Annotated in this window: 20 protein-coding genes and 1 tRNA gene; 14 read left to right on the top strand and 7 right to left on the bottom strand. The window is 70.4% G+C overall.

The features are described from left to right. The first annotated feature begins 161 nt into the window (after positions 1-161). The 5 genes from MRBLWS13_RS06340 to bcp all read left to right on the top strand — a co-directional run bounded on the left by MRBLWS13_RS06340 (position 162) and on the right by bcp (position 3,965). Positions 162-1,118, top strand: coding sequence for a thioredoxin domain-containing protein (locus MRBLWS13_RS06340; protein ID WP_349428172.1), 957 nt, complete (start codon positions 162-164; stop codon positions 1,116-1,118). 38 nt (positions 1,119-1,156) lie between these two features. Continuing rightward, positions 1,157-1,232: transfer RNA gene (locus MRBLWS13_RS06335), tRNA-Thr, on the top strand. Between the two features lie 28 nt (positions 1,233-1,260). Then, positions 1,261-2,208 carry a DMT family transporter gene (locus MRBLWS13_RS06330; protein WP_349428171.1) on the top strand — a complete coding sequence of 316 codons (948 nt, stop codon included), beginning with the start codon at positions 1,261-1,263 and terminating at the stop codon, positions 2,206-2,208. Positions 2,209-2,538: 330 nt separating this feature from the next. Continuing rightward, positions 2,539-3,453: a CoA ester lyase gene (locus tag MRBLWS13_RS06325; protein ID WP_349428170.1), complete on the top strand. Its 915-nt coding sequence runs from the start codon at positions 2,539-2,541 to the stop codon at positions 3,451-3,453. 38 nt (positions 3,454-3,491) lie between these two features. After that, complete coding sequence (gene bcp, locus MRBLWS13_RS06320) at positions 3,492-3,965, top strand: thioredoxin-dependent thiol peroxidase (protein WP_349428169.1); 474 nt, start codon at positions 3,492-3,494, stop codon at positions 3,963-3,965. Positions 3,966-4,082: 117 nt separating this feature from the next. Here the strand turns inward: bcp and MRBLWS13_RS06315 are convergent, their stop codons facing one another. Together MRBLWS13_RS06315 and msrB are read right to left on the bottom strand one after the other, a co-directional pair. Continuing rightward, complete coding sequence (locus tag MRBLWS13_RS06315) at positions 4,083-4,619, bottom strand: nitroreductase family protein (protein ID WP_349428168.1); 537 nt, start codon at positions 4,617-4,619, stop codon at positions 4,083-4,085. After that, positions 4,619-5,035, bottom strand: a complete 417-nt coding sequence (msrB, locus tag MRBLWS13_RS06310) for a peptide-methionine (R)-S-oxide reductase MsrB (RefSeq protein WP_349428167.1) — start codon at positions 5,033-5,035, stop codon at positions 4,619-4,621. The genes MRBLWS13_RS06315 and msrB overlap by 1 nt, the downstream gene beginning before the upstream one ends. 191 nt (positions 5,036-5,226) lie before the next feature. Here msrB and MRBLWS13_RS06305 point away from each other — a divergent pair, with 191 nt between their 5' ends. The 5 genes from MRBLWS13_RS06305 (at position 5,227) to groL (ending at position 9,282) form a co-directional block, all read left to right on the top strand. Further along, positions 5,227-6,246: a DUF2332 domain-containing protein gene (locus MRBLWS13_RS06305; protein ID WP_349428166.1), complete on the top strand. Its 1,020-nt coding sequence runs from the start codon at positions 5,227-5,229 to the stop codon at positions 6,244-6,246. A 9-nt stretch (positions 6,247-6,255) separates the two neighbouring features. Further along, complete coding sequence (locus MRBLWS13_RS06300; RefSeq protein WP_349428165.1) at positions 6,256-6,504, top strand: DUF3263 domain-containing protein; 249 nt, start codon at positions 6,256-6,258, stop codon at positions 6,502-6,504. A 68-nt stretch (positions 6,505-6,572) separates the two neighbouring features. After that, complete coding sequence (locus MRBLWS13_RS06295) at positions 6,573-7,142, top strand: LytR C-terminal domain-containing protein (protein ID WP_349428164.1); 570 nt, start codon at positions 6,573-6,575, stop codon at positions 7,140-7,142. Between the two features lie 130 nt (positions 7,143-7,272). Further along, positions 7,273-7,473, top strand: coding sequence for a cold-shock protein (locus MRBLWS13_RS06290; protein ID WP_045298154.1), 201 nt, complete (start codon positions 7,273-7,275; stop codon positions 7,471-7,473). A 189-nt stretch (positions 7,474-7,662) separates the two neighbouring features. Continuing rightward, positions 7,663-9,282, top strand: a complete 1,620-nt coding sequence (gene groL, locus MRBLWS13_RS06285; protein WP_349428163.1) for a chaperonin GroEL — start codon at positions 7,663-7,665, stop codon at positions 9,280-9,282. An 86-nt stretch (positions 9,283-9,368) separates the two neighbouring features. On the opposite strand, the gene MRBLWS13_RS06280 is transcribed toward groL, so the two are convergent. The 3 genes from MRBLWS13_RS06280 to MRBLWS13_RS06270 all read right to left on the bottom strand — a co-directional run bounded on the left by MRBLWS13_RS06280 (position 9,369) and on the right by MRBLWS13_RS06270 (position 12,262). Then, positions 9,369-9,656: a WXG100 family type VII secretion target gene (locus MRBLWS13_RS06280; RefSeq protein ID WP_349428162.1), complete on the bottom strand. Its 288-nt coding sequence runs from the start codon at positions 9,654-9,656 to the stop codon at positions 9,369-9,371. A gap of 141 nt (positions 9,657-9,797) precedes the next feature. After that, on the bottom strand, positions 9,798-11,381 hold the full coding sequence (locus tag MRBLWS13_RS06275) for a HAMP domain-containing sensor histidine kinase (RefSeq protein WP_349428161.1): 1,584 nt from the start codon (positions 11,379-11,381) through the stop codon (positions 9,798-9,800). A gap of 188 nt (positions 11,382-11,569) precedes the next feature. Then, a complete protein-coding gene (locus MRBLWS13_RS06270) occupies positions 11,570-12,262 on the bottom strand; it encodes a response regulator transcription factor (protein ID WP_308869889.1) in 693 nt (230 codons plus the stop codon). Between the two features lie 229 nt (positions 12,263-12,491). Here MRBLWS13_RS06270 and MRBLWS13_RS06265 point away from each other — a divergent pair, with 229 nt between their 5' ends. The 3 genes from MRBLWS13_RS06265 to MRBLWS13_RS06255 all read left to right on the top strand — a co-directional run bounded on the left by MRBLWS13_RS06265 (position 12,492) and on the right by MRBLWS13_RS06255 (position 15,342). Continuing rightward, positions 12,492-13,730: an FAD-dependent oxidoreductase gene (locus MRBLWS13_RS06265; RefSeq protein WP_349428160.1), complete on the top strand. Its 1,239-nt coding sequence runs from the start codon at positions 12,492-12,494 to the stop codon at positions 13,728-13,730. Between the two features lie 89 nt (positions 13,731-13,819). Further along, positions 13,820-14,635 carry a dihydropteroate synthase gene (gene folP, locus MRBLWS13_RS06260; protein ID WP_349429002.1) on the top strand — a complete coding sequence of 272 codons (816 nt, stop codon included), beginning with the start codon at positions 13,820-13,822 and terminating at the stop codon, positions 14,633-14,635. Continuing rightward, complete coding sequence (locus tag MRBLWS13_RS06255; RefSeq protein WP_349428159.1) at positions 14,635-15,342, top strand: pyrimidine reductase family protein; 708 nt, start codon at positions 14,635-14,637, stop codon at positions 15,340-15,342. Before folP ends, MRBLWS13_RS06255 begins: the two co-directional genes overlap by 1 nt. A 26-nt stretch (positions 15,343-15,368) precedes the next feature. Here the strand turns inward: MRBLWS13_RS06255 and MRBLWS13_RS06250 are convergent, their stop codons facing one another. Further along, a complete protein-coding gene (locus MRBLWS13_RS06250; protein WP_349428158.1) occupies positions 15,369-15,917 on the bottom strand; it encodes a TetR family transcriptional regulator in 549 nt (182 codons plus the stop codon). 60 nt (positions 15,918-15,977) lie between these two features. Continuing rightward, on the bottom strand, positions 15,978-16,805 hold the full coding sequence (locus MRBLWS13_RS06245; RefSeq protein ID WP_349428157.1) for an SDR family oxidoreductase: 828 nt from the start codon (positions 16,803-16,805) through the stop codon (positions 15,978-15,980). 284 nt (positions 16,806-17,089) lie between these two features. Between MRBLWS13_RS06245 and MRBLWS13_RS06240 the strand changes: the two genes are divergently transcribed. Next, positions 17,090-18,883 (top strand): bifunctional metallophosphatase/5'-nucleotidase, encoded by a 1,794-nt coding sequence (locus MRBLWS13_RS06240; RefSeq protein WP_349428156.1) that lies wholly within the window; start codon positions 17,090-17,092, stop codon positions 18,881-18,883. The last annotated feature ends 40 nt before the right edge of the window (positions 18,884-18,923 follow it).

Genomic DNA, 18,923 nt, shown 5'->3' with positions numbered 1-18,923 from the left:
GGCTTTCCCGCACGCCCTTCATCGGGCGCACGAACAGTATGACACGGCGCGCACGGAGGTTGCGTCTGGGCATTTCCCAGGGTGGCTGACTAGCATCGTGGACGGCCGTTTTCCCGTTCGGCCCCGCCGGATGCCGGCTGATTTCCGCCCCGAGAGGTTCCATGTCGAGCGACGAGTCACAGAACGCCGCGTCCAGCGAGCGCCGCGACGCCGTGCGTGAGAAGGCACAGCAGGTGAAGGTGCGACAGTCGCGGGCGCGTCTGATCCGGCGCACTTCGCTCGCGGTGGTCGCGGTCGCGTTCGTCGCCGTCATCGCCGTCGTGGTGACGTGGACCGTGTCGTCGAGCGCGTCGAAGCCGATGATGAGCCCCGCGAACGTCGTGAACGACGGCTTCGTGGTGAGCGATGTCAGGGGCGGCGGCGTCGACTCCGTAGACCCCGACTCGAACGGCTCGCTCGAGGGCGAGGCGGCCACACCGAGCCCGACCCCCGAGCCCGAGCCGACACCGACCGCCAGCCCCACCGAGGCCCCCGCCGTCGAGATCCGTGTCTACGTCGACTACCTCTCGACCGGCTCGCGCGACTTCCAGCTCGCGAACACGAAGCAGCTGTCGGAGTGGGTCGGCGACGGCGCTGCGACTCTGACCTACTACCCGGTGGCGATGCTGACGGCGAAGTCGAACGGCACCAAGTACTCGCTGCGCGCCGCCGGCGCCGCGGCATGCGTCGCGCAGCACGCGCCCGATTACTTCTTCGCATTCAACGACGCGCTCCTTCGCCAGCAGCCCGAGGTCGACTCCGACGGCTACAGCGACAGCGAGCTCGCCGCGCTCGCCATCGCGACCGGCCTGGACGGGCCCAAGGTCGTGCGCGCGTGCATCGAGGACCAGTCGTACGCCTCGTGGGCGAAGACCGCCACCGAGCGTGCCCTGCAGGAGCTGCCTGACACAGACGGTGCAACCCTCACCGGCACGCCGATGGTGCTCGTCAACGGCACCCAGTACGTGGGCAAGCTCGACGACCCCAAGGAGTTCGCCCAGTTCGTGCTCACCGTCGCGAGCGACGCGTACTACAAGGCCACGCCGACTCCCACGCCGACGCCGACGACGGCCCCCTGATCGGGTGCCCGCGCGGGCGCCGCTAGACTGGGCGCTCTGCCGACTTGGCGCAATTGGTAGCGCACCGTACTTGTAATACGGGGGTTACGGGTTCAAGTCCCGTAGTCGGCTCCACGAACCGGCAGCGGGCAAGATGGATCGGGTGACCGCATCCCGCCCGCCCGTCTGGATCGGCCTCGGCGGCGCCGCGCTCATCGGCATCCTCACCGCGGCGCAGGCCCGCATCAACGGCCAGCTCGGCGTCCGCATCGGCGACGGGTTCGCCGCGGCCGTGATCTCGTTCGGTTCCGGCCTGATCGTGGTCCTCGTGCTCTCGGCGGCGCTGCCGCAGGGGCGCAGAGGATTCGCCGCGCTGGTCACCGGAGTCCGCGGGCGCCGCCTCCCGATCTGGATGCTGTGCGGCGGCGTCGCCGGCGCGCTGTCGGTCGCGACCCAGTCGCTTTCCGTCGCCATCATCGGCGTCGCGCTGTTCACCGTGGGAACGGTCGCCGGGCAGACGGTGAGCGGCCTGCTGCTCGACCGCGCGGGCGTGGGTCCCGCCGGCATCGTCGCGGTGACGCCGGCGCGGCTCCTGGGCGGCGCCCTCGCGATGCTCGCCGCCGGCGTGTCGCTGGCCGGGGGCGTGGACGCGCCGCCCGTGCTCGTCGTGCTGCCGTTCCTCGTCGGGGCGGGCATCGCCTGGCAGTCTGCGGTCAACGGGCGGCTGCGTCAGCGTGTCGGCACACCGCTGACCGCGACGCTCGTCAACTTCATCGGCGGCACGGCGGTGCTCGGTGTCGCCGAGCTCATCCACGCGGCGGTCGCGGGCGCGCCGACGTCGTACCCGGCGGATCCGTGGCTGTACCTCGGCGGCGTGATCGGGGTGGCGTACATCTTCCTCGCCGCCGCCCTCGTGCCCTTCACGGGGGTGCTCCTGCTCGGCCTCGGCACCGTCGTGGGGCAGGTGGTCACGTCGGTCCTGATCGATGCGATCTGGCCCGCGGCGGGCGGGCCGGCGCTCGGGGTGTCGCTGCTGATGTCGACGCTCGCGATCCTATCGGTCGTCGTGGCGGCCGTGCCCTGGCGAGGGATGCCGCGGCCGCGGCGCTGACGCTGCGGCCCGAACGGGCAGCGCTCCCCGCGGAAGAATCGGCGGCTCTCCCCGCGGACGCACGACGCACCCGTCCGGCGCTTCCGCGGGTCCCTGCCGCCGTCACATGCGCTGTCGCGCTCGAGAAGATGATGGAATGGATGGCGGCGCGACCGTCGGACCCCCGGCGTCGTCAGCCGCACCGAGGCGTCGTGCTCCGTGTGGAACCCCCGCGAGCGCGCACCCGACGCGGTCGACCGGAGAATCCGGCCGGCCGCCCGTCGCGCCCCGCGTGGCCGAGACCCCGACGGCCCGGGCCGCGCGAGACCCGAAGCACGGAAGAAGAGTGAGATGTCGGCAGATCCCTATGGCAACGGTGCAGAGGTGCTCGATCCCGAGGAGGATCTGCGCACCCTGATCTCGACCCGTCCGGGGCCCCATCGCGCCGTAGACCCGTCGATCGCCCGCTCCTGGCTGCTCGTGCCCGGAACGCGCCCCGACTCGTTCCACGACATGGCGGCCTCGCGTGCCGACGCAGTGGTCCTCGACATCGAGGACGCGGTCGATCCGAGCAACAAGTCGCAGGCCCGTCAGGACGTGGTCGACTGGCTTACCGCCGGCGGCCGCGCGTGGGTGCGAGTGAACGACGCGGCGAGCCCCTTCTGGGCCGACGATCTGGCTGCGCTCGTCGGCGCGCCCGGGCTGCTGGGCATCATGCTCGCCAAGACCGAGTCGCCCGACCAGGTCACAAGCTCGTTCGACCGCCTGCGCGCCAGCGTGCCCGTGGTGGCGCTGATCGAGTCAGCACTGGGCGTGGAGGATGCCGCGCACATCGCCCGCGCGCGCGGCGCGTTCCGGCTCGCGTTCGGCAGCGGAGACTTCCGGCGCGACACCGGCATGAGCGCGGATGCCGAGGCCATGGCCTACCCGCGCGCCCGCCTGGTCGTCGCCAGTCGCGTGGGAGACCTTCCCGGCCCCATCGACGGCCCCACCGTCGGCAACAGCATGCCGACGCTGCGCGAGCACTCCGCGATCACCGTCTCGATGGGCATGACCGGCAAGCTGTGCCTGGCCGCCGAGCAGGCGCCCGTCATCAACGAGGTGATCTGCCCGACCCCGAGCGAGGTGGAGTGGGCACTGGACTTCCTGGCCGACTTCGAGGGCCGGGGCCGCGTCATCCGCGACGGCAGCGACTTGCCTCGCCTGGGCCGGGCGCAGAAGATCGAGAAGCTTGCGATGGCGTTCGGCGTCCACCCGACGTCGTGACCGCCGCATCACCCCCGACCCTCGAAGGGACAAATGACATGGCCGACGACATCCGCCTGCACGAAGGCGACCGGAACCCCGGCTTCGCCCTTCCCGACTCCACCGGCGCCGTCGTGCGCCCGGAGGACTTCGCCGGGCGCCGCCTGATCGTGTACTTCTACCCGGCCGCGTTCACACCCGGCTGTACGACCGAGGCCTGCGACTTCCGCGACAACCTCGCCTCGCTCCAGGCCGCCGGCGTGGCCGTCGTCGGCATCTCGCCCGACCCGGTCGAGCGGCTCGCGGAGTGGGCGAACGCCGAGCAGCTGGAGTTCCCGCTGCTCTCGGACGAGGACCACGCGGTCGCCGAGGCGTGGGGCGCCTGGGGCGCCAAGGTCGTGGGCGGCGAGGAGCGCGTGGGTCTCATCCGCTCGACCTTCGTGCTGGCCGCCGACGGCACGGTGGAGTCCGCCGAGTACCGCGTCGACCCGCAGGGCCACGTCGACCGCCTCCGGGCACAGCTCGCCGCCTGAGCCGGGTTCGGCCCGGCCGCCGACGCTCTCCCGGCAGGGAGCGCGGATCGCGGCATCCGTCTCGATCCGCCCGCCTCCCGGGCGCCTACGTGGCGCCAGGGCGACGATGTGCCTGCCTCAGGGCATGCGGGTGACGAACGCGCGGGCGTCGACGGCCTTGCGCCGTTCCGGCCGGGAGCGCGGCGGCTTGCCGCCGACGTAGAGCCAGCCGAGCAGCTCCTCGTTCTTCTTGAGACCGTGGGCCTTCGCGACGGCCTTCGCACGCGTGTAGTGGCCGGTGCGCCAGAAGACGCCCCAGCCGGCCTCGTCGAGCAGCAGGCTCAGCATGTGCGCGACGCCCGAGGCCACGGCCTCCTGCTCCCAGCGCGGCACCTTGTGGCTCTTGTGGTAGCTCGCCACCACCGCGACGAGCAGCGGTGCGCGCAGCGGCTTCGACGAGACGCCCTTGTCTCCCTGCCCCTTGTTGATCGCGCGGCCGAGTCGCTCGCGGTCCTCGCCGCGCAGCTCGATGAGCCGCCACGGCCGCAGCGACGAGTGGTCGGCGACTCGGCCCGCGGCCGCCACGAACTGCAGCAGTTCGGCGTGGGTCGGCGCCTCGTCGGTCACCTTCGACCACGAACGGCGCGCGAGGGCAGCCTCCAGTGCTCCGGGCATCAGACGGTCCCGGCGTCGTCGCCCGGCGTGAACTGCAGCGAGATCGAGTTCATGCAGTAGCGGTCGCCCGTCGGGGTGCCGAAGCCGTCGGGGAACACGTGGCCGAGGTGCGAGCCGCAGTTCGCGCAGCGCACTTCGGTGCGCACCATCCCGTGACTGCTGTCCTCGATCAGTTCGACCGCGTCGGGACGGATCGACTCGTAGAAGCTCGGCCACCCGCAGTGCGAGTCGAACTTCGTGCCGCTCTGGAACAGCTCGGCGCCGCACGCCGCGCACGTGTACAGGCCGGCGCGGCCCTCGTCGAGCAGCTCACCGGTCCACGGCCGCTCGGTGCCGGCTTCGCGCAGGACCGCGTACTGCTCGGCGGTCAGGTCTTCGCGCCACTGGGCGTCGCTCTTGTCGACGGCGTAGTTCATGGTCTCCTCCTGGGCACAGCATCCGGCCCGTGTATTCCAGGTTCCATTCAACCCCAGCCGGTGGGGCAGCGGGTCGTCGGGTGGAGGGGTTCGGGGCGCGCCAGGAACGTTCGGGGCGCGTCGCGTGCGCCCCGAACGTTCACCGGGCGCCCCAAACCCCGGAGAGCAGGACCGTGGGGGAGGATGGCGGGATGATCCAGGACCCGGATGCCGAGACCGCGGCGGTCGTGGAGCGGTACGCGCGCTTCGCCCGCGACGAGGCCCCCGGGCGCTCGGAGCTCTACGCGGGCTGGGCCGGCGGTGTGGCCGCCGACCCGGAGGTCGCCGCGATCCTCGCGCGCATCCCGGCCACGCGCCGGCAGCCGCCGCTCGTCTTCGCGGTCACGCGCATGCTCGGCGCGCCCGAGGCGGACTTCGCGGCGTGGGCCGCGTGGCTGCGAGCTCACGCCGACCAGACCGTGGCCGAGGCATCCGTGCGGCGCCTGCAGACCAACGAGCCGATGCGGTGTGCCGTCCTGCTCCCCGCGCTGGCGACGATCCTCGGGCCGATCGCGCTGCTGGAGGTCGGCGCGAGCGCGGGACTGTGCCTCTATCCGGACCGCTACTCGTACCGCTACCGCAGCGGTGGCGGCGTCGTGGCGCTGGATCCTGCCGGCGGTCAATCGACGGTGGTGCTGGAATGCGAGATCACCGGCGATCCGCCCCTGCGCATGCCGGAGCTGGTGTGGCGCGGCGGGATCGACCTCGATCCGCTAGACGCCGCCGACGCCGGCGATCGCCGTTTCCTCACGAGCCTCGTGTGGCCGGGAGAGGCCGGGCGAGCCGACCGCATCGCCGCAGCCCTCGACATCGCCGCGGCGGACCCACCACTGCTGCGGGCGGGTGACGCGTCCGACCCGGACGTGCTGCACGCCGCCGCCGGGGCCGCGCCGGCCGGCGCGACGCTCGTCGTGACGACCCCGGGCGTGCTCCCGCACATCCCGCGTGCCGGACGCGAGCGCCTCATCGAGGCCGTGCGGCGACTGGACGCGGTGTGGATCACGATCGATCCGCCGGCCCTGCACGAGGGGTGGCGGTCGCCCGTGGACCCCGACGCGTGGGGCGGCTTCGTGCTCGGCCGCGACGGCGAGGCGCTCGCCGCGGTGGATCCGCTCGGCTCGTTCGTGCACTGGCGCGCGTGGCGCACCGGAGAGACGGATGCCGCGGGCTAGCGTGGACGCGTGCCTCTGACCGACCGCGACCGCGCCATCCTCGAATTCGAGGTCGAATGGCGCCGGCACGCGGGAGCCAAGGAGGAGGCGATCCGCGCCGAGCTGGGGATCTCGCCGGCACGGTACTACCAACTCCTCGGGCGGCTCATCGACACGACCGAGGCGCAGGAGCACGATCCGATGCTCGTCAAGCGGCTGCGCCGGCTGCGTGAGGTCCGCCTCCACGAGCGCGCCGCCCGCGCCGCCGACGCGCGCTGAGTCGCGGTTCGGGCCCGGACCGGCTGTCGCAGACGGAACGCCCGGCGTTCGCCGGGTAGCATCGACGGGTGCCGACCACCAGTTTCCCTCGGGATCGTTTCGACGATGTGCCGGAGACGGACCGCGTGGGCGCCCACCGGGCGGAGAACCCGCGGATGCGCGGCTGGGTCGTGCTGCTGTGGGCGGCGCTGGCCACCGTCGTGCTCATCGTCATCGGGATCTTCGGGACGCTGCTGGCGTCCGGCCGCATCGAGCTCGTGCCGACGCCGACTCCCACGGTGGCGCCCCTCCCCGAGGTCACGCCGGTCGTCGACGTGAACTACGACGTCATGATCCTCAACGCGACTCCCGAGCAGGGACTGGCCACGCAGATGAAGGACGTCGTCGTCGGCGCCGGATGGGCCGACGAGAAGGTGACGGCGGGTGAAGCGGGCTCGCAGGACTTCCCGACGACCACCGTCTTCTACGTGGATCCTGCCGACGAAGCGGCTGCGGCCGGCCTCGCCGGCGTCATCGGCGGCGCGGAGATCGAGCAGAGCGAGGCCTATCCGGCCACCTCGCCCGATGTCCCTCAGCTGACGGTCGTGATCGGCCTAGACCGCACCGCCGCGGGGCAGACGCCCGCACCCACTCCCTGATCGCCGGGCGTCGTGTTTCGCGCCGGTAAACACTTGTATTCCTGCGTGTCAACAAGTGACGAATCGCGCCGAGGCCGAGTTTTCGCCTGCATACGATGAAGCCCTGCACCGTCGGCTACAGGAGATTCGCATGACCCAGGGCACCGTCAAATGGTTCAACGCCGAGAAGGGATTCGGCTTCATCACCGTCGCCGACGGCCAGGACGTCTTCGTCCACTACTCGAACATCGACATGTCGGGCTTCCGCGTGCTCGAAGAGGGTCAGACCGTGGAGTTCACGGTCGGCTCCGGCCAGAAAGGCCCTCAGGCGGAGTCGGTGCGCGTCGTCTGACCAGCCGACCCAGCGCCCGGCGCTGACATGACCCAGGAGACGGGATGCCGCGAGGCATCCCGTCTCCTCGTATGTCGGCATCCGTCACCGCGGCTTGCACTCGATAGGGTCGAGTGCCAGAATGATTTAGCACTCGTGTTTGTTGAGTGCTAATACCCAAAGCCAACGTTCCGGAGGGACGACACACACATGGCAAAGATCATCGCTTTCGACGAGGAGGCCCGCCGCGGCCTCGAGCGCGGCCTCAACATCCTGGCCGACGCCGTCAAGGTGACGCTCGGCCCGCGCGGTCGCAACGTCGTGCTCGAGAAGAAGTGGGGCGCACCCACGATCACGAACGACGGTGTCTCCATCGCCAAGGAGATCGAGCTGGACGACCCGTACGAGAAGATCGGTGCGGAGCTCGTCAAGGAGGTCGCCAAGAAGACCGACGACGTCGCCGGTGACGGCACGACCACCGCGACCGTTCTCGCCCAGGCGCTCGTGCGCGAGGGCCTGCGCAACGTCGCAGCCGGCGCCGACCCCATCTCGCTCAAGAAGGGCATCGAGAAGGCCGTCGCCGCCATCACCGCCGAGCTGCTCGAGTCCGCCAAGGAGGTCGAGTCCAAGGAGCAGATCGCTGCCACGGCATCGATCTCGGCCGCTGACCCGGAGATCGGCGCGCTGATCGCCGAGGCCATCGACAAGGTGGGCAAGGAAGGCGTCGTCACCGTCGAGGAGTCGCAGACGTTCGGCACCGAGCTCGAGCTCACCGAGGGCATGCGGTTCGACAAGGGCTACATCAACCCCTACTTCGTCACGGACCCGGAGCGCCAGGAGGCGGTCTTCGAGGACCCGTACATCCTCATCGCGAACCAGAAGATCTCGAACATCAAGGACCTTCTGCCCGTCGTCGACAAGGTGATCCAGGACGGCAAGGAGCTCGTCATCATCGCCGAGGACGTCGAGGGTGAGGCTCTCGCGACCCTCGTGCTCAACAAGATCCGCGGCATCTTCAAGTCGGTCGCCGTCAAGGCTCCCGGCTTCGGCGACCGTCGCAAGGCGCAGCTGCAGGACATCGCGATCCTCACCGGCGGCCAGGTCATCACCGAGGAGGTCGGTCTCAAGCTCGAGAACGCCACCCTCGACCTGCTCGGCCGTGCGCGCAAGGTCATCGTCACCAAGGACGAGACCACGATCATCGAGGGTGCCGGCGACCCCGGACAGCTCGAAGGTCGCGTCACGCAGATCCGTCGCGAGATCGAGAACACCGACAGCGACTACGACCGCGAGAAGCTTCAGGAGCGCCTCGCCAAGCTCGCGGGTGGCGTCGCCGTCATCAAGGCGGGCGCGGCCACCGAGGTCGAGCTCAAGGAGCGCAAGCACCGCATCGAGGACGCCGTTCGCAACGCGAAGGCGGCCGTCGAGGAGGGCATCGTCCCCGGTGGTGGTGTCGCCCTCATCCAGTCCGGCCGGAAGGCGCTCGACGCCCTCGAGCTGACCGGTGACGAGGCGACCGGTGCCAACATCGTGCGTGTCGCGATCGAGGCCCCGCTGAAGCAGATCGCCCTCAACGCCGGTCTCGAGCCGGGCGTCGTGGCGAACAAGGTGTCGGAGCTCCCCGCGGGCCACGGCCTCAACGCCGCCACGGGCGAGTACGGTGACCTGTTCGCACAGGGCATCATCGACCCCGCCAAGGTGACCCGTTCGGCGCTGCAGAACGCTGCGTCGATCGCCGGCCTCTTCCTCACGACCGAGGCCGTCGTCGCCGACAAGCCGGAGAAGGTCTCGGCTCCGGCCGGCGACCCGACCGGCGGCATGGACTTCTGATCCCGCCCCTCGCGTAACGCGTTCACAGAACGGCCCCTCCTCGCGGAGGGGCCGTTCTGCGTTCGGGGGGGTTCAGCGGAACAAGATCAGCGGAACAGGCTCGTCGTCGCCAGTTCGGTGTCGGCGTACTGGCGGCCGGCGGCGGCGAGCGACGCGTTGATGCTGGCGAGGGACTCCTCGACCTGGCGCTGCGTGGCGCGCCACTGCTCGACGACACCCGCGAATGCCGCAGAGGCAGAGCCGGTCCACGAGGACTGCAGCTGGGTCAGCTGTGAGAGCATCGCGTTCGACTCCGCCTGCAGCCGGTCGATCGTGCCGCGCACCGTGGCGGTCGAGGTGAGGATGCTGTCGCTGTCGACGGTGAAGACGGCCATTCGGGACTCCTGATCAACGTGCGGCGGCCGGATGCCGAACCCGCGGTGCACGCCACGCTAGGGGTCTGGGATGCGCGGGAAACGGCATCCGTCGTCATCTGGGGACGGAGGCGCGGAATCGCCGGCGGGGGAGGAGGCGCGTCACTCCGACGCGTCGGCCAGGCGCGGCATCGGCTGGGTCAGGACGTCGAGGTGCTCCGCAGCGGCGCGGGCGTCGGCCAGCGGGAACGCGACGCGGAACGTCGCGCCGCCGCCTGGGGTGTCGACGACGTCGACCGAGCCGTGCAGCGCCTCCACGATCGATGCCACGATAGACAGACCGAGCCCGGAGCCGCCCGTCTCACGCGTTCGCGACGTGTCGGCCCGCCAGAAGCGCTGGAAGATCTTGTCCTTGATCTGATCCGGCACGCCCTCGCCGTGGTCGACGATCTCGATCCAGCCCATGCGGGAGCGCGCGTCCGTCCCGACGCGCAGCTCGATGGGCGAGTCGTCGGCGGTGAACCGTCGCGCGTTGCCGAGGAGGTTCGTCACGACCTGGCGGATCCGGTTCTCGTCCCCGAGCACGATGGGCGGAAGCCCGTCCGCAGGGGCGGTGCCGTCGGCATCCGGCAGCAGCGGGGGCAGGGCGGATGCCGCCGCTCCGGTCGCCGGCACGGGCTTCGGACGCCGTCGCAGCAGCGACAGCGTCGCGCCGGCCCGGGAGATCGCCGAAGTGCTTCCGGTGCGCCGCTTCTCGTCGGCGACGCCTGCCGCTTCCTCCTCGACCGGCCGCGCAGGATGCTCGACCGTGGTGTCGATGACGGTGACCGGGCGTGCGGGGGAGGCCGCACGGACGTCGAGTGCGGCATCGCGGGCGACGGGGCGCAGGTCGACCGGACCGATGACGACGTCGCGGCGCTCGTCGAGGCGCGCGAGGGCAAGCAGGTCCTCGACCAGCAGCCCCATGCGGATCGCCTCCTTCTCGATGCGCTCCATGGACTGCGCGACGTCCTCGTCGCCGCGCACGGCTCCCATGCGGTACAGCTCGGCATAGCCGCGCACGGTCACCAGCGGGGTGCGCAGCTCATGGCTGGCGTCGCCGATGAACCGACGCATCTGCCGCACGGTCGCATCGCGCTGCGTGATGGCGGCGTCGACGCGGTCGAGCATCGCGTTGATGGCGGTCTTGAGGCGCCCGACCTCGGTCGTCGTGGGCTCGATGTCGGTCATGCGCAGGCTGAAATCGCCCGCGGCGATCGCGTCGGCCGTCGATTCGACCTGGCCGAGGCTGCGGAAGGTGAGGGTGACGAGGTAGCGGGTGGCCACCGCCCCGCCCACGAGGATCAGAATGGCGAGGATGCTGTAGATGCCGATGTACGAGGCGATCGTGCGGTTCACGGTGGCGAGGGGGACGGCGACCATCTGCGTGTAGAGCAGTCCTGTGTTGGCCAGTTCCTGCACCGTGACGGTTGCGCGGAATTCCGTGTCGCCGTCCTCGGAGGATAGCGTCGCGATCCGCAGCTCCTGCGACTGCGCGACGTCCAGGGGGAACGCCGAAGGGAACGCCGGCTCCGGGCCGCCTCGCCCTCCCGCGGTCTCGAGCAGCTTGCCGTGGGTCGGTTCGTAGACCGCGACGAAATAATCCGTCGGCGGCGCGTTCGTGATCGGCTCGGCCTCGAGATTCCCCTCGTTGGCGCTCAGATCCATCAGTGGGCCTGCCGCATCCGTGCGGGCGAGCGAGTCCACCTGCGTGTCGACGCCGTCGATCAGCGAGTTGCGCAGGAACGCCGCCGTGCCGACGCCGGCGGCGATGAGGCCGACCGCGAGGAGCGCGACAGTGACCCCGGTGACCTTCGCGCGCAGACTCGTGCCGCGCCACCACCGGGTGATCGCGTCGGGCTTCTGCGCCAGATCGTCCCCCTTGCTCGCCGCCGCTAGGCGGTCTTGCCGGCCTTCAGCATGTAGCCGAAGCCGCGCTTGGTCTGGATGAGCGGCTCCGACGAGTGCGGATCGATCTTGCGGCGGAGGTACGAGATGTAGCTCTCGACGATGCCGGCGTCGCCGTTGAAGTCGTACTCCCAGACGTGGTCCAGGATCTGCGCCTTCGACAGCACGCGGTTGGGGTTGAGCATGAGGTAGCGCAGCAGCTTGAACTCGGTGGGGCTGAGGTCGATGGAGGCCTCGCCGACCTGCACGTCGTGCGTGTCCTGGTCCATCGTGATCTCGCCCGCGCGGATCACGGACTCCTCGTCCGCCTGCATCGTGCGGCGCAGGATCGCCTGGATGCGGGCCACGATCTCGTCGAGGCTGAAGGGCTTGGTGACGTAGTCGTCACCGCCGGCGTTGAGGCCGGTGATCTTGTCCTCGGTCTCGTCCTTCGCGGTCAGGAAGAGGATGGGCGCCGTGTAGCCGGCGCCGCGGAGGCGCTTGGTGACGCTGAACCCGTTCATGTCGGGCAGCATCACGTCGAGGATGATGAGGTCCGGTTCCTCTTCGAGGACGGCCGAGATCGTCTGAGCGCCGTTGGAGACGGCCCGTACCTGGAATCCGGCGAATCGCAGGCTCGTGATCAGCAGATCGCGAATGTTCGGTTCGTCGTCCACGACGAGGATGCGCGGTGCGGTCATGCCCTCATTATGTCGGCGGAATCCATGCGGCGTCTGGATATCTGCGACGCGGCCCCGAATTAGTCCACGCGCCGGTGCGGCGGATCTCGAACCTCGAGCGGCCACTGCGGAGGCGAGGAAGGGTAGCGTCAGGGCAAGGCGAGCCGTTCGCTGTTGCGCGATGGATCGAGGTGACGTCTGCCGTCCGCGCGCTTCCCCTGACGCCCGCACGTCGACGAGAGGAGCCGTCATGAGCCACATGCTGATCATCGGAGGGGGCCTTGCCGGCGGTACGGCGGCCGAGGCCCTGCGCGACGAGGGCTTCGACGGCGACATCACGGTCGTCGCCGCAGAGCCGCATCCGCCCTACCAGCGACCCCCGCTGTCGAAGGGGTACCTCGCGGGGAGCGAGGGGACGGATGCCGTCATCCTGCACCCCGCCGAGTGGTACGCCGAGCGGGGCATCCGGCTGATCGCCGGCGTAGCCGTGCGTGCGCTCGACGCCGCCGCTCACACGGCGGAGCTCGAGGACGGGACACGACTGGGCTACGACGCCGTGCTGCTGGCGACCGGTGCGACGCCGCGCATGATCCCGCTGCCCGGCCACGAGCTGCCCGGCGTCGTGACGCTGCGTCGCCTCGACGACTCGGACGCGCTCGCCGCGCAGCTGCGCGACGGGGGCCGGCGGCTGGTGGTCATCGGTGCGGGGTGGATCGGCATGGAGGTCGCCGCCACCGCGCGTGGCTTCGGCAACGACGTGGCGATCCTCGAGCGCGACGACGTGCCGCTCGCGGCCGCGCTCGGTCCCGAGATGGGGGAGGTCTTCCGGGGTCTGCACCTGGAGCACGGCGTGGACCTGCGCACGTCGGTCGCGGTGGAGCGCATCGCCGGATCCGACCGAGCGGAAGGCGTCGTCGTCGACGGTGAGACGCTTCCCGCAGACCTGGTGCTGGTCGGCGTCGGCGCCGCACCCGACACCGCGCTCGCCGAGGCGGCCGGCCTCGACATCCTGAACGGCGTCCTCACCGATGCGGCACTGCGCACCAGCGCACCCGACGTGTACGCGGCGGGGGACGTCGCCAACCCGTTCCACCCGGTGCTGCAGCGGCATCTGCGCAACGAGCATTGGGCGAATGCGCTGAACGCCGGCAAGGTCGCGGCGCGGTCGATGCTCGGCAAGCCGGCATCCTTCGACGACATCCCGTACTTCTACACGGATCAGTTCGACCTCGGCATGGAGCTGTCCGGCTACGCGCCGCTCATGACGGATGCCGAGCTCGTCGTCCGCGGGGATCTCGCGGGCCGGGAGTTCATCGCGTTCTGGGTCGACGCCCCCGATTCCACAGGCAGGGGTCGCGTGGTCGCGGGTATGAACGTCAACATCTGGGACGTGAACGAGACCGTGCAGGCGCTGATCCGATCGGGCGAGCGGCTCGACGCGGAGCGCCTGCGGAATGCGGACGTGCCACTGAGTAGCCTTCTTCCGTGACCCTCGCTCCCGATTCGGCCGCCGCGCTGCTCACGGGAGGGCTCGATCTTCCCGGCGGCCATCTCGACCTCGCGCGGCACGTCGCGGTCATGGCGATCGTGAACCGCACGCCGGACTCCTTCTACGACCGCGGTGCGACTTTCGCCCTCGACGCCGCGGTGGCAGCCGGTGTCGCCGCCGCCGAGGCGGGAGCGGAGATCGTCGACGTCGGCGGGGTGAAGTTCGCGCCCGGACCCCCGGTGCCGGTCGAGGAGGAGATCGCACGCGTCGTGCCCGTGGTGCGCGAGCTGGCGCCGATCGCGCGCGTGAGCGTCGACACGTTCCAGCCCGAGGTGGCACGCGCCGCCATCGAGGCCGGTGCCGCGATCATCAACGACACGACGGGCCTGCACGACCCGGCGATGGCCGACGTCATCGCGGAGGGCGGTGCGGGCGTCGTCATCGCCCACAGCCTTGCCGCGCCCCGGACCCCGCATCCGCTGCCTCGGTATGACGACGTGATCGGCGACATCGCCGGCTTCCTGGCCGACCGGCGCGAGCTCGCGCGCGAACGCGGCGTGCCCGACGCGCGGATCGTGCTCGATCCGGGCCACGACCTCAACAAGAGCACGCGTCATTCGCTCGAGCTGACGCGGCGGCTCGACGAGCTGACCGCGCTGGGATCCACGCTCCTCGTCGCTCTCTCGAACAAGGACTTCGTCGGCGAGACGCTTGGTCGTGACCGCGGCGACCGCCTCTCGGGTTCGCTCGCCGCGGCGGTGTACTGCGTGCTCCACGGCGCCCGGATCGTCCGCGCCCACAACGTGCGCGAGACCGTCGACGCGATGCGCATGGTCGAGGCGATCCTGGGCTGGCGCGAGCCGGTTCTCGAACTGCACAACGCCCGCGCCGAAGGGAACGCCTGATGCCGACCCGCCATCAGCTCTTCGACGCATATGAGCTGCCCGACCGAACCGAGCCGCGGGTGCGCATGAACTTCGTCTCGAGCGCCGACGGCGCCGTCACGCTCGGGGGGCAGAGCGGCGCCCTCGGCGGCGACACCGATCGCATGCTCATGCAGGTGCTGCGCGCGATGGCCGACGTCGTGGTGGTCGGCGCCGGGACCGTGCGCGCCGAGGGCTACGGAGGACTGCAGGTCGACGCCGGCCACGTCGAGTGGCGGCGTGCGCACGGCCTCGCCGATCAGCCGGCCCTCGCCGTGGTCAGCGGCGGCCTGCACCTCGAGCCCGACGATTCCGTGTTCGCCGAGGCGGCGGGGCGCCCGCTGATCGTCACGACGGATGCCGCCGCCGACGCCCGCGGCGATCTCTTCGCAGCGGTGGCCGAGGTGCTGCCGTGCGGCGCGGCGTCGGTCGATCTCGTCGCCGCGCTCGACGCCTTCGCCCGCCGGGGATGGAATCAGGTGCTGTGCGAGGGCGGACCGCACCTCTTCGGTGCGCTGCTCGACGCCGGCCTGGTCGATGAGGTCTGCCTCACCGTGGCACCCCGATTCGTGAGCGGCGACGCGGGACGCATCGCACAGGGTGCGGCCGAGTCCGATCGCCGGTTCGCGCTCGCCGGAGTCATGACGGACGAGGACGGATTCGTCTTCCTGCGCTACGTCGTGGTGTGACGCCGCCGGGCAGGCGCGGGCCTGCCTCAGTCGAGCGCGGCGCGCACGGCGCGCTCGATGACGGGCCGGATCTCGGCATCCGGATCCACGGTCATGCGATGGAGGACGAGTCCCTCGCCGGTCGCCATCAGCGTGCGGGCCGCATCCCGGGGAGAGCGCGCGCCGACGGCTGTCAGCAGGGCGATGGTCCAGTCCACGAAGACCCGACGCTGAGCGAGCAGGGGGGCCAGCAGCTCGGCATCACCGGCGCACTCGAGGAAGATCGCGTACCGCGTCTTCGTCCGCGAGGCGAGTGGCCCGGTCTGCAGCGCGATCGCACCGCTGAGCGCGTCGACGAGCTGCTCGGGCGTCTCGATCGAGGGCCTCGCGTCCGAGCCGAAATCGGCTCGCTCGCTCTCGGCGAGCCACGTCACGACCCCGGCGATGAGTGCGTCACGCGTGCGGAACCAGTTCGAGGTCGATCCCCTTGGCAGCCCGGCGCGCTCGTCGACCCGGGCGTGTGTCAACGCCCTTATGCCCTGCTCACCCACGAGCGCGACCGCGGCTTCCAGAGCGCGATCTCTCGTTGAAGCCATGTTCTGACCATAGGCGACGGCTGGGCGCAGAGCGCCATCGCGTCGGCGGGGCTCAGTGGCTCACGTCAGACCCGCGATGCGGGCGCCGATCGCGTCTCCGGTGCGGGTCGGAAGAAGTGCGTGCATGGCGACCATCGCCCGTGCCGGAGCCCCGACCACATAGCGCGCGCGTGGCCGCCGCACGGTCAACGCATGTTCTATGGCGCGAACGACGGCGTCGGGTGGTGCCGCAACGGATCCCATTCGCGCAATGTTGTTCCGCAGCCCGACGACGTGCCGCGCGTAGAGGTCGCGATCCCGCGGCGACATCCGGGTCTCCATGTCGTCGATCATGGTGTCGACCTCGCGCCAGGTCTCGGTGTCGGTAGGCCCGGGTTCGACGACGGACACGGCGATGTTCCAGGGGCGCAGTTCCACCCGGAGAGCATCGGCGATCCCCTCCACGGCGCACTTCGAGGCGCAGTAGGCGCCCTCCATGGGGATAACAGACCGACTGCCGACCGACGAGACGAAGACGATCCTGCCCGCTGCGGCGCGCAGTCGGGGGAGCACCGCCCGGGTGACGGCGACCGTGCCCACGACGTTGACCTCGAACTGTCGCCGAAGATCCGCTGTGGTGAGCGTCTCGATCGGTCCCAGAGCGGCGAACGCGGCGTTGTTGACGAGCGCGTCCACACGTTCGGGCAGGGCGTCGGCGAGGGCGTCGATACGTGTCTGGTCGGTGACATCGAGGCTGACGGGGGTGATGTGCTCGTCCGCCACCGTGACGTCGTTCCAATCGGCGAGGTCGCGGACCCCCGCGAAGACCGTCCATCCCGACCCCGCGAGCCGACGGGCGACCGCTCTTCCGATCCCGCGCCTCGTTCCGGTGACGAGTGCTGTCGGCATGTCGTCCCTCCGTCCCCGTCGTGGGCGCCTGATTCATCACGCCTACTACGAACGTAGTGTAAAGGTACTATTTATGTAGTGCAAGAGGTTCGCCATGGCTCGATAGCTCTGCGCGCCCGTGCGATTCGGCGACTTCGCCGTGACGTCTCCGTTAACAGGTGCACGGCATCCTGGCACCGGCTCTGTCGCACCCGCGTGCTCTGTATTAGGTTCATCCTGATCGCGCCCACGAGGACGCGTGCATACGGCGGGCGGAGGCGTCCGCCAGAGAAGGGGAGGGCCCTGTGCACACGCGCACGACATCCATCTCGCGCCTGACTGGAGGAGCGGTCATCGCCGCGACTGCCGTGGCGCTCGCACTGGCCGGTCCCGGAGCCGCCAGCGCCGCTCCGGGCGAGAAGAACAAGCCGAACGGCCCGGAGATCGAGATCCAGCTGCTGTCGTTCAACGACTTCCACGGCAACCTCGAGCCCCCCGCTGGCTCCAGCGGCCGGCTGAACCTGCCCGGCGGCGTGACCACCGACACTCTCGCCCCTCCCGGGGTCGGCGGCGTCGAATACCTCGCGACCCACCTCGCGCAGGCGCGGGAGGGGCACGAGAAGACCTCCCTCACCGTCGCGGCAGGCGACCTCATCGGGGCCTCGCCGCTGCTGTCCGGCGCCTTCCACGACGAACCGTCGATCGAGGCGCTCAATGCGCTCCACCTCGACGTCTCGGCCGTCGGCAACCACGAGTTCGACGAGGGCTATGTCGAGCTGCTGCGCATGGCGAACGGCGGCTGCATCGACGACGGCGACGGCGCGAACAACCAGAACTCGTGCCCGGACGGCTCCTTCGCCGGGGCCGATTTCGACTTCCTCGCGGCGAACGTCGTCTACGACGGGACGAACGAGACGATCCTCCCCGCGTACTCCATCGAGAATGTGCGAGGAGCCAAGATCGGCTTCATCGGCATGACGCTCGAGGAGACCCCCGACATCGTCACCGCTTCCGGTGTGGCCGGCCTGGACTTCAAGGACGAGGTGGAAACCGCGAACGCCCTGGTGCCGGTGCTCCGGGCCCAAGGCGTGAACGCGATCGTCGTGCTGATCCACCAGGGCGGCACACCTCCGTCGAGCGCCGCCTACAACGCGGCCTGCGGCAACGGGGCGGAGATCGCGGCGAACAGCCCGATCATCCCCATCGCTCAGAACCTCGATCCGGCGATCGACCTGATCGTGTCGGGGCACACCCACGCGCCGTACGTCTGCAACATCCCGGACCCCGCGGGCCAGAGCCGCATGGTCACGTCCGCCTCCTCGTTCGGGCGCCTGTACACCGAGACGAATCTCTCGTACGACCGCCGCACGCAGGACATCGTGCGCACGTCTGTCACGAGCGAGAACATGCTCGTGACGCGCAACGTGGACAAGGACCCGGCCGAGACCGATCTGATCGCAAAGTACAAGGAACTGGTCGCGCCGATCGCGAGCGAGGTGATCGGTTCGATCGCGTCGGACATCAACCGCGTGCCCAACGCGGGCGGCGAGTCGGCGCTCGGAGATCTGATCGCCGACGCCCAGCTGGCCGACCCGAGCGTCATCGGGCCGTACGCCGCACCGCAGATCGCGCTGATGAACCCCGGCGGGATCCGCACCGATCTCACCTACAGTGCGTCGGCGTGGGGCGAAGCGCCGGGTGACGTCACCTACGAGGAGGCGTTCAACGTGCAGCCGTTCAACAACTACCTCGTGTCGCTGGACCTCACCGGTGCCCAGATCAAGGAGCTGCTGGTGCAGCAGTGGAGCGGCCCGAACACCGCCCAGCCGAAGATCCTGCAGGTGAGCGAGGGCTTCGCCTACACGTACTCCGGCACCACGCTCGGCACGGTCACGCTGAACGGCGAGCCGTTGGTCGACACGACGGTGTATCGCGTCGTGACGAACAACTTCCTCGCGGGCGGCGGCGATGGGTTCCCGACGTTCCTGGCGGCGGGCAACGTGTACTACGGCGGGCTCGACATCGACGCGTTCGCTGCGTACCTCAGCGCGAACAGCCCGTACGCGCCCGGAACGCTCGACCGCATCATCCAGCAGTAAGCGCGGACGAACGGCCCGGCGCTGCATCGCACCGCCGGGC

It is taken from the genome of Microbacterium sp. LWS13-1.2, assembly GCF_040144835.1.
Lineage (GTDB): Bacteria > Actinomycetota > Actinomycetes > Actinomycetales > Microbacteriaceae > Microbacterium.
The sequence above is the reverse complement of the archived record's forward strand: the minus strand, read 5'-3'. Positions and strand labels throughout refer to the sequence as shown.

Excerpts from the sequence above, each read along its gene's own strand:
- MRBLWS13_RS06270 (WP_308869889.1), bottom strand. The coding sequence starts at position 12,262 with ATGACCGCACCGCGCATCCTCGTCGTGGACGACGAACCGAACATTCGC.
- groL (WP_349428163.1), top strand. The coding sequence starts at position 7,663 with ATGGCAAAGATCATCGCTTTCGACGAGGAGGCCCGCCGCGGCCTCGAG.
- bcp (WP_349428169.1), top strand. The coding sequence starts at position 3,492 with ATGGCCGACGACATCCGCCTGCACGAAGGCGACCGGAACCCCGGCTTC.
- MRBLWS13_RS06245 (WP_349428157.1), bottom strand. The coding sequence starts at position 16,805 with ATGCCGACAGCACTCGTCACCGGAACGAGGCGCGGGATCGGAAGAGCG.
- MRBLWS13_RS06325 (WP_349428170.1), top strand. The coding sequence starts at position 2,539 with ATGTCGGCAGATCCCTATGGCAACGGTGCAGAGGTGCTCGATCCCGAG.
- MRBLWS13_RS06250 (WP_349428158.1), bottom strand. The coding sequence starts at position 15,917 with ATGGCTTCAACGAGAGATCGCGCTCTGGAAGCCGCGGTCGCGCTCGTG.
- MRBLWS13_RS06290 (WP_045298154.1), top strand. The coding sequence starts at position 7,273 with ATGACCCAGGGCACCGTCAAATGGTTCAACGCCGAGAAGGGATTCGGC.
- msrB (WP_349428167.1), bottom strand. The coding sequence starts at position 5,035 with ATGAACTACGCCGTCGACAAGAGCGACGCCCAGTGGCGCGAAGACCTG.
- MRBLWS13_RS06265 (WP_349428160.1), top strand. The coding sequence starts at position 12,492 with ATGAGCCACATGCTGATCATCGGAGGGGGCCTTGCCGGCGGTACGGCG.
- MRBLWS13_RS06305 (WP_349428166.1), top strand. The coding sequence starts at position 5,227 with ATGATCCAGGACCCGGATGCCGAGACCGCGGCGGTCGTGGAGCGGTAC.
- MRBLWS13_RS06280 (WP_349428162.1), bottom strand. The coding sequence starts at position 9,656 with ATGGCCGTCTTCACCGTCGACAGCGACAGCATCCTCACCTCGACCGCC.
- MRBLWS13_RS06315 (WP_349428168.1), bottom strand. The coding sequence starts at position 4,619 with ATGCCCGGAGCACTGGAGGCTGCCCTCGCGCGCCGTTCGTGGTCGAAG.
- folP (WP_349429002.1), top strand. The coding sequence starts at position 13,820 with ATGGCGATCGTGAACCGCACGCCGGACTCCTTCTACGACCGCGGTGCG.
- MRBLWS13_RS06255 (WP_349428159.1), top strand. The coding sequence starts at position 14,635 with ATGCCGACCCGCCATCAGCTCTTCGACGCATATGAGCTGCCCGACCGA.
- MRBLWS13_RS06340 (WP_349428172.1), top strand. The coding sequence starts at position 162 with ATGTCGAGCGACGAGTCACAGAACGCCGCGTCCAGCGAGCGCCGCGAC.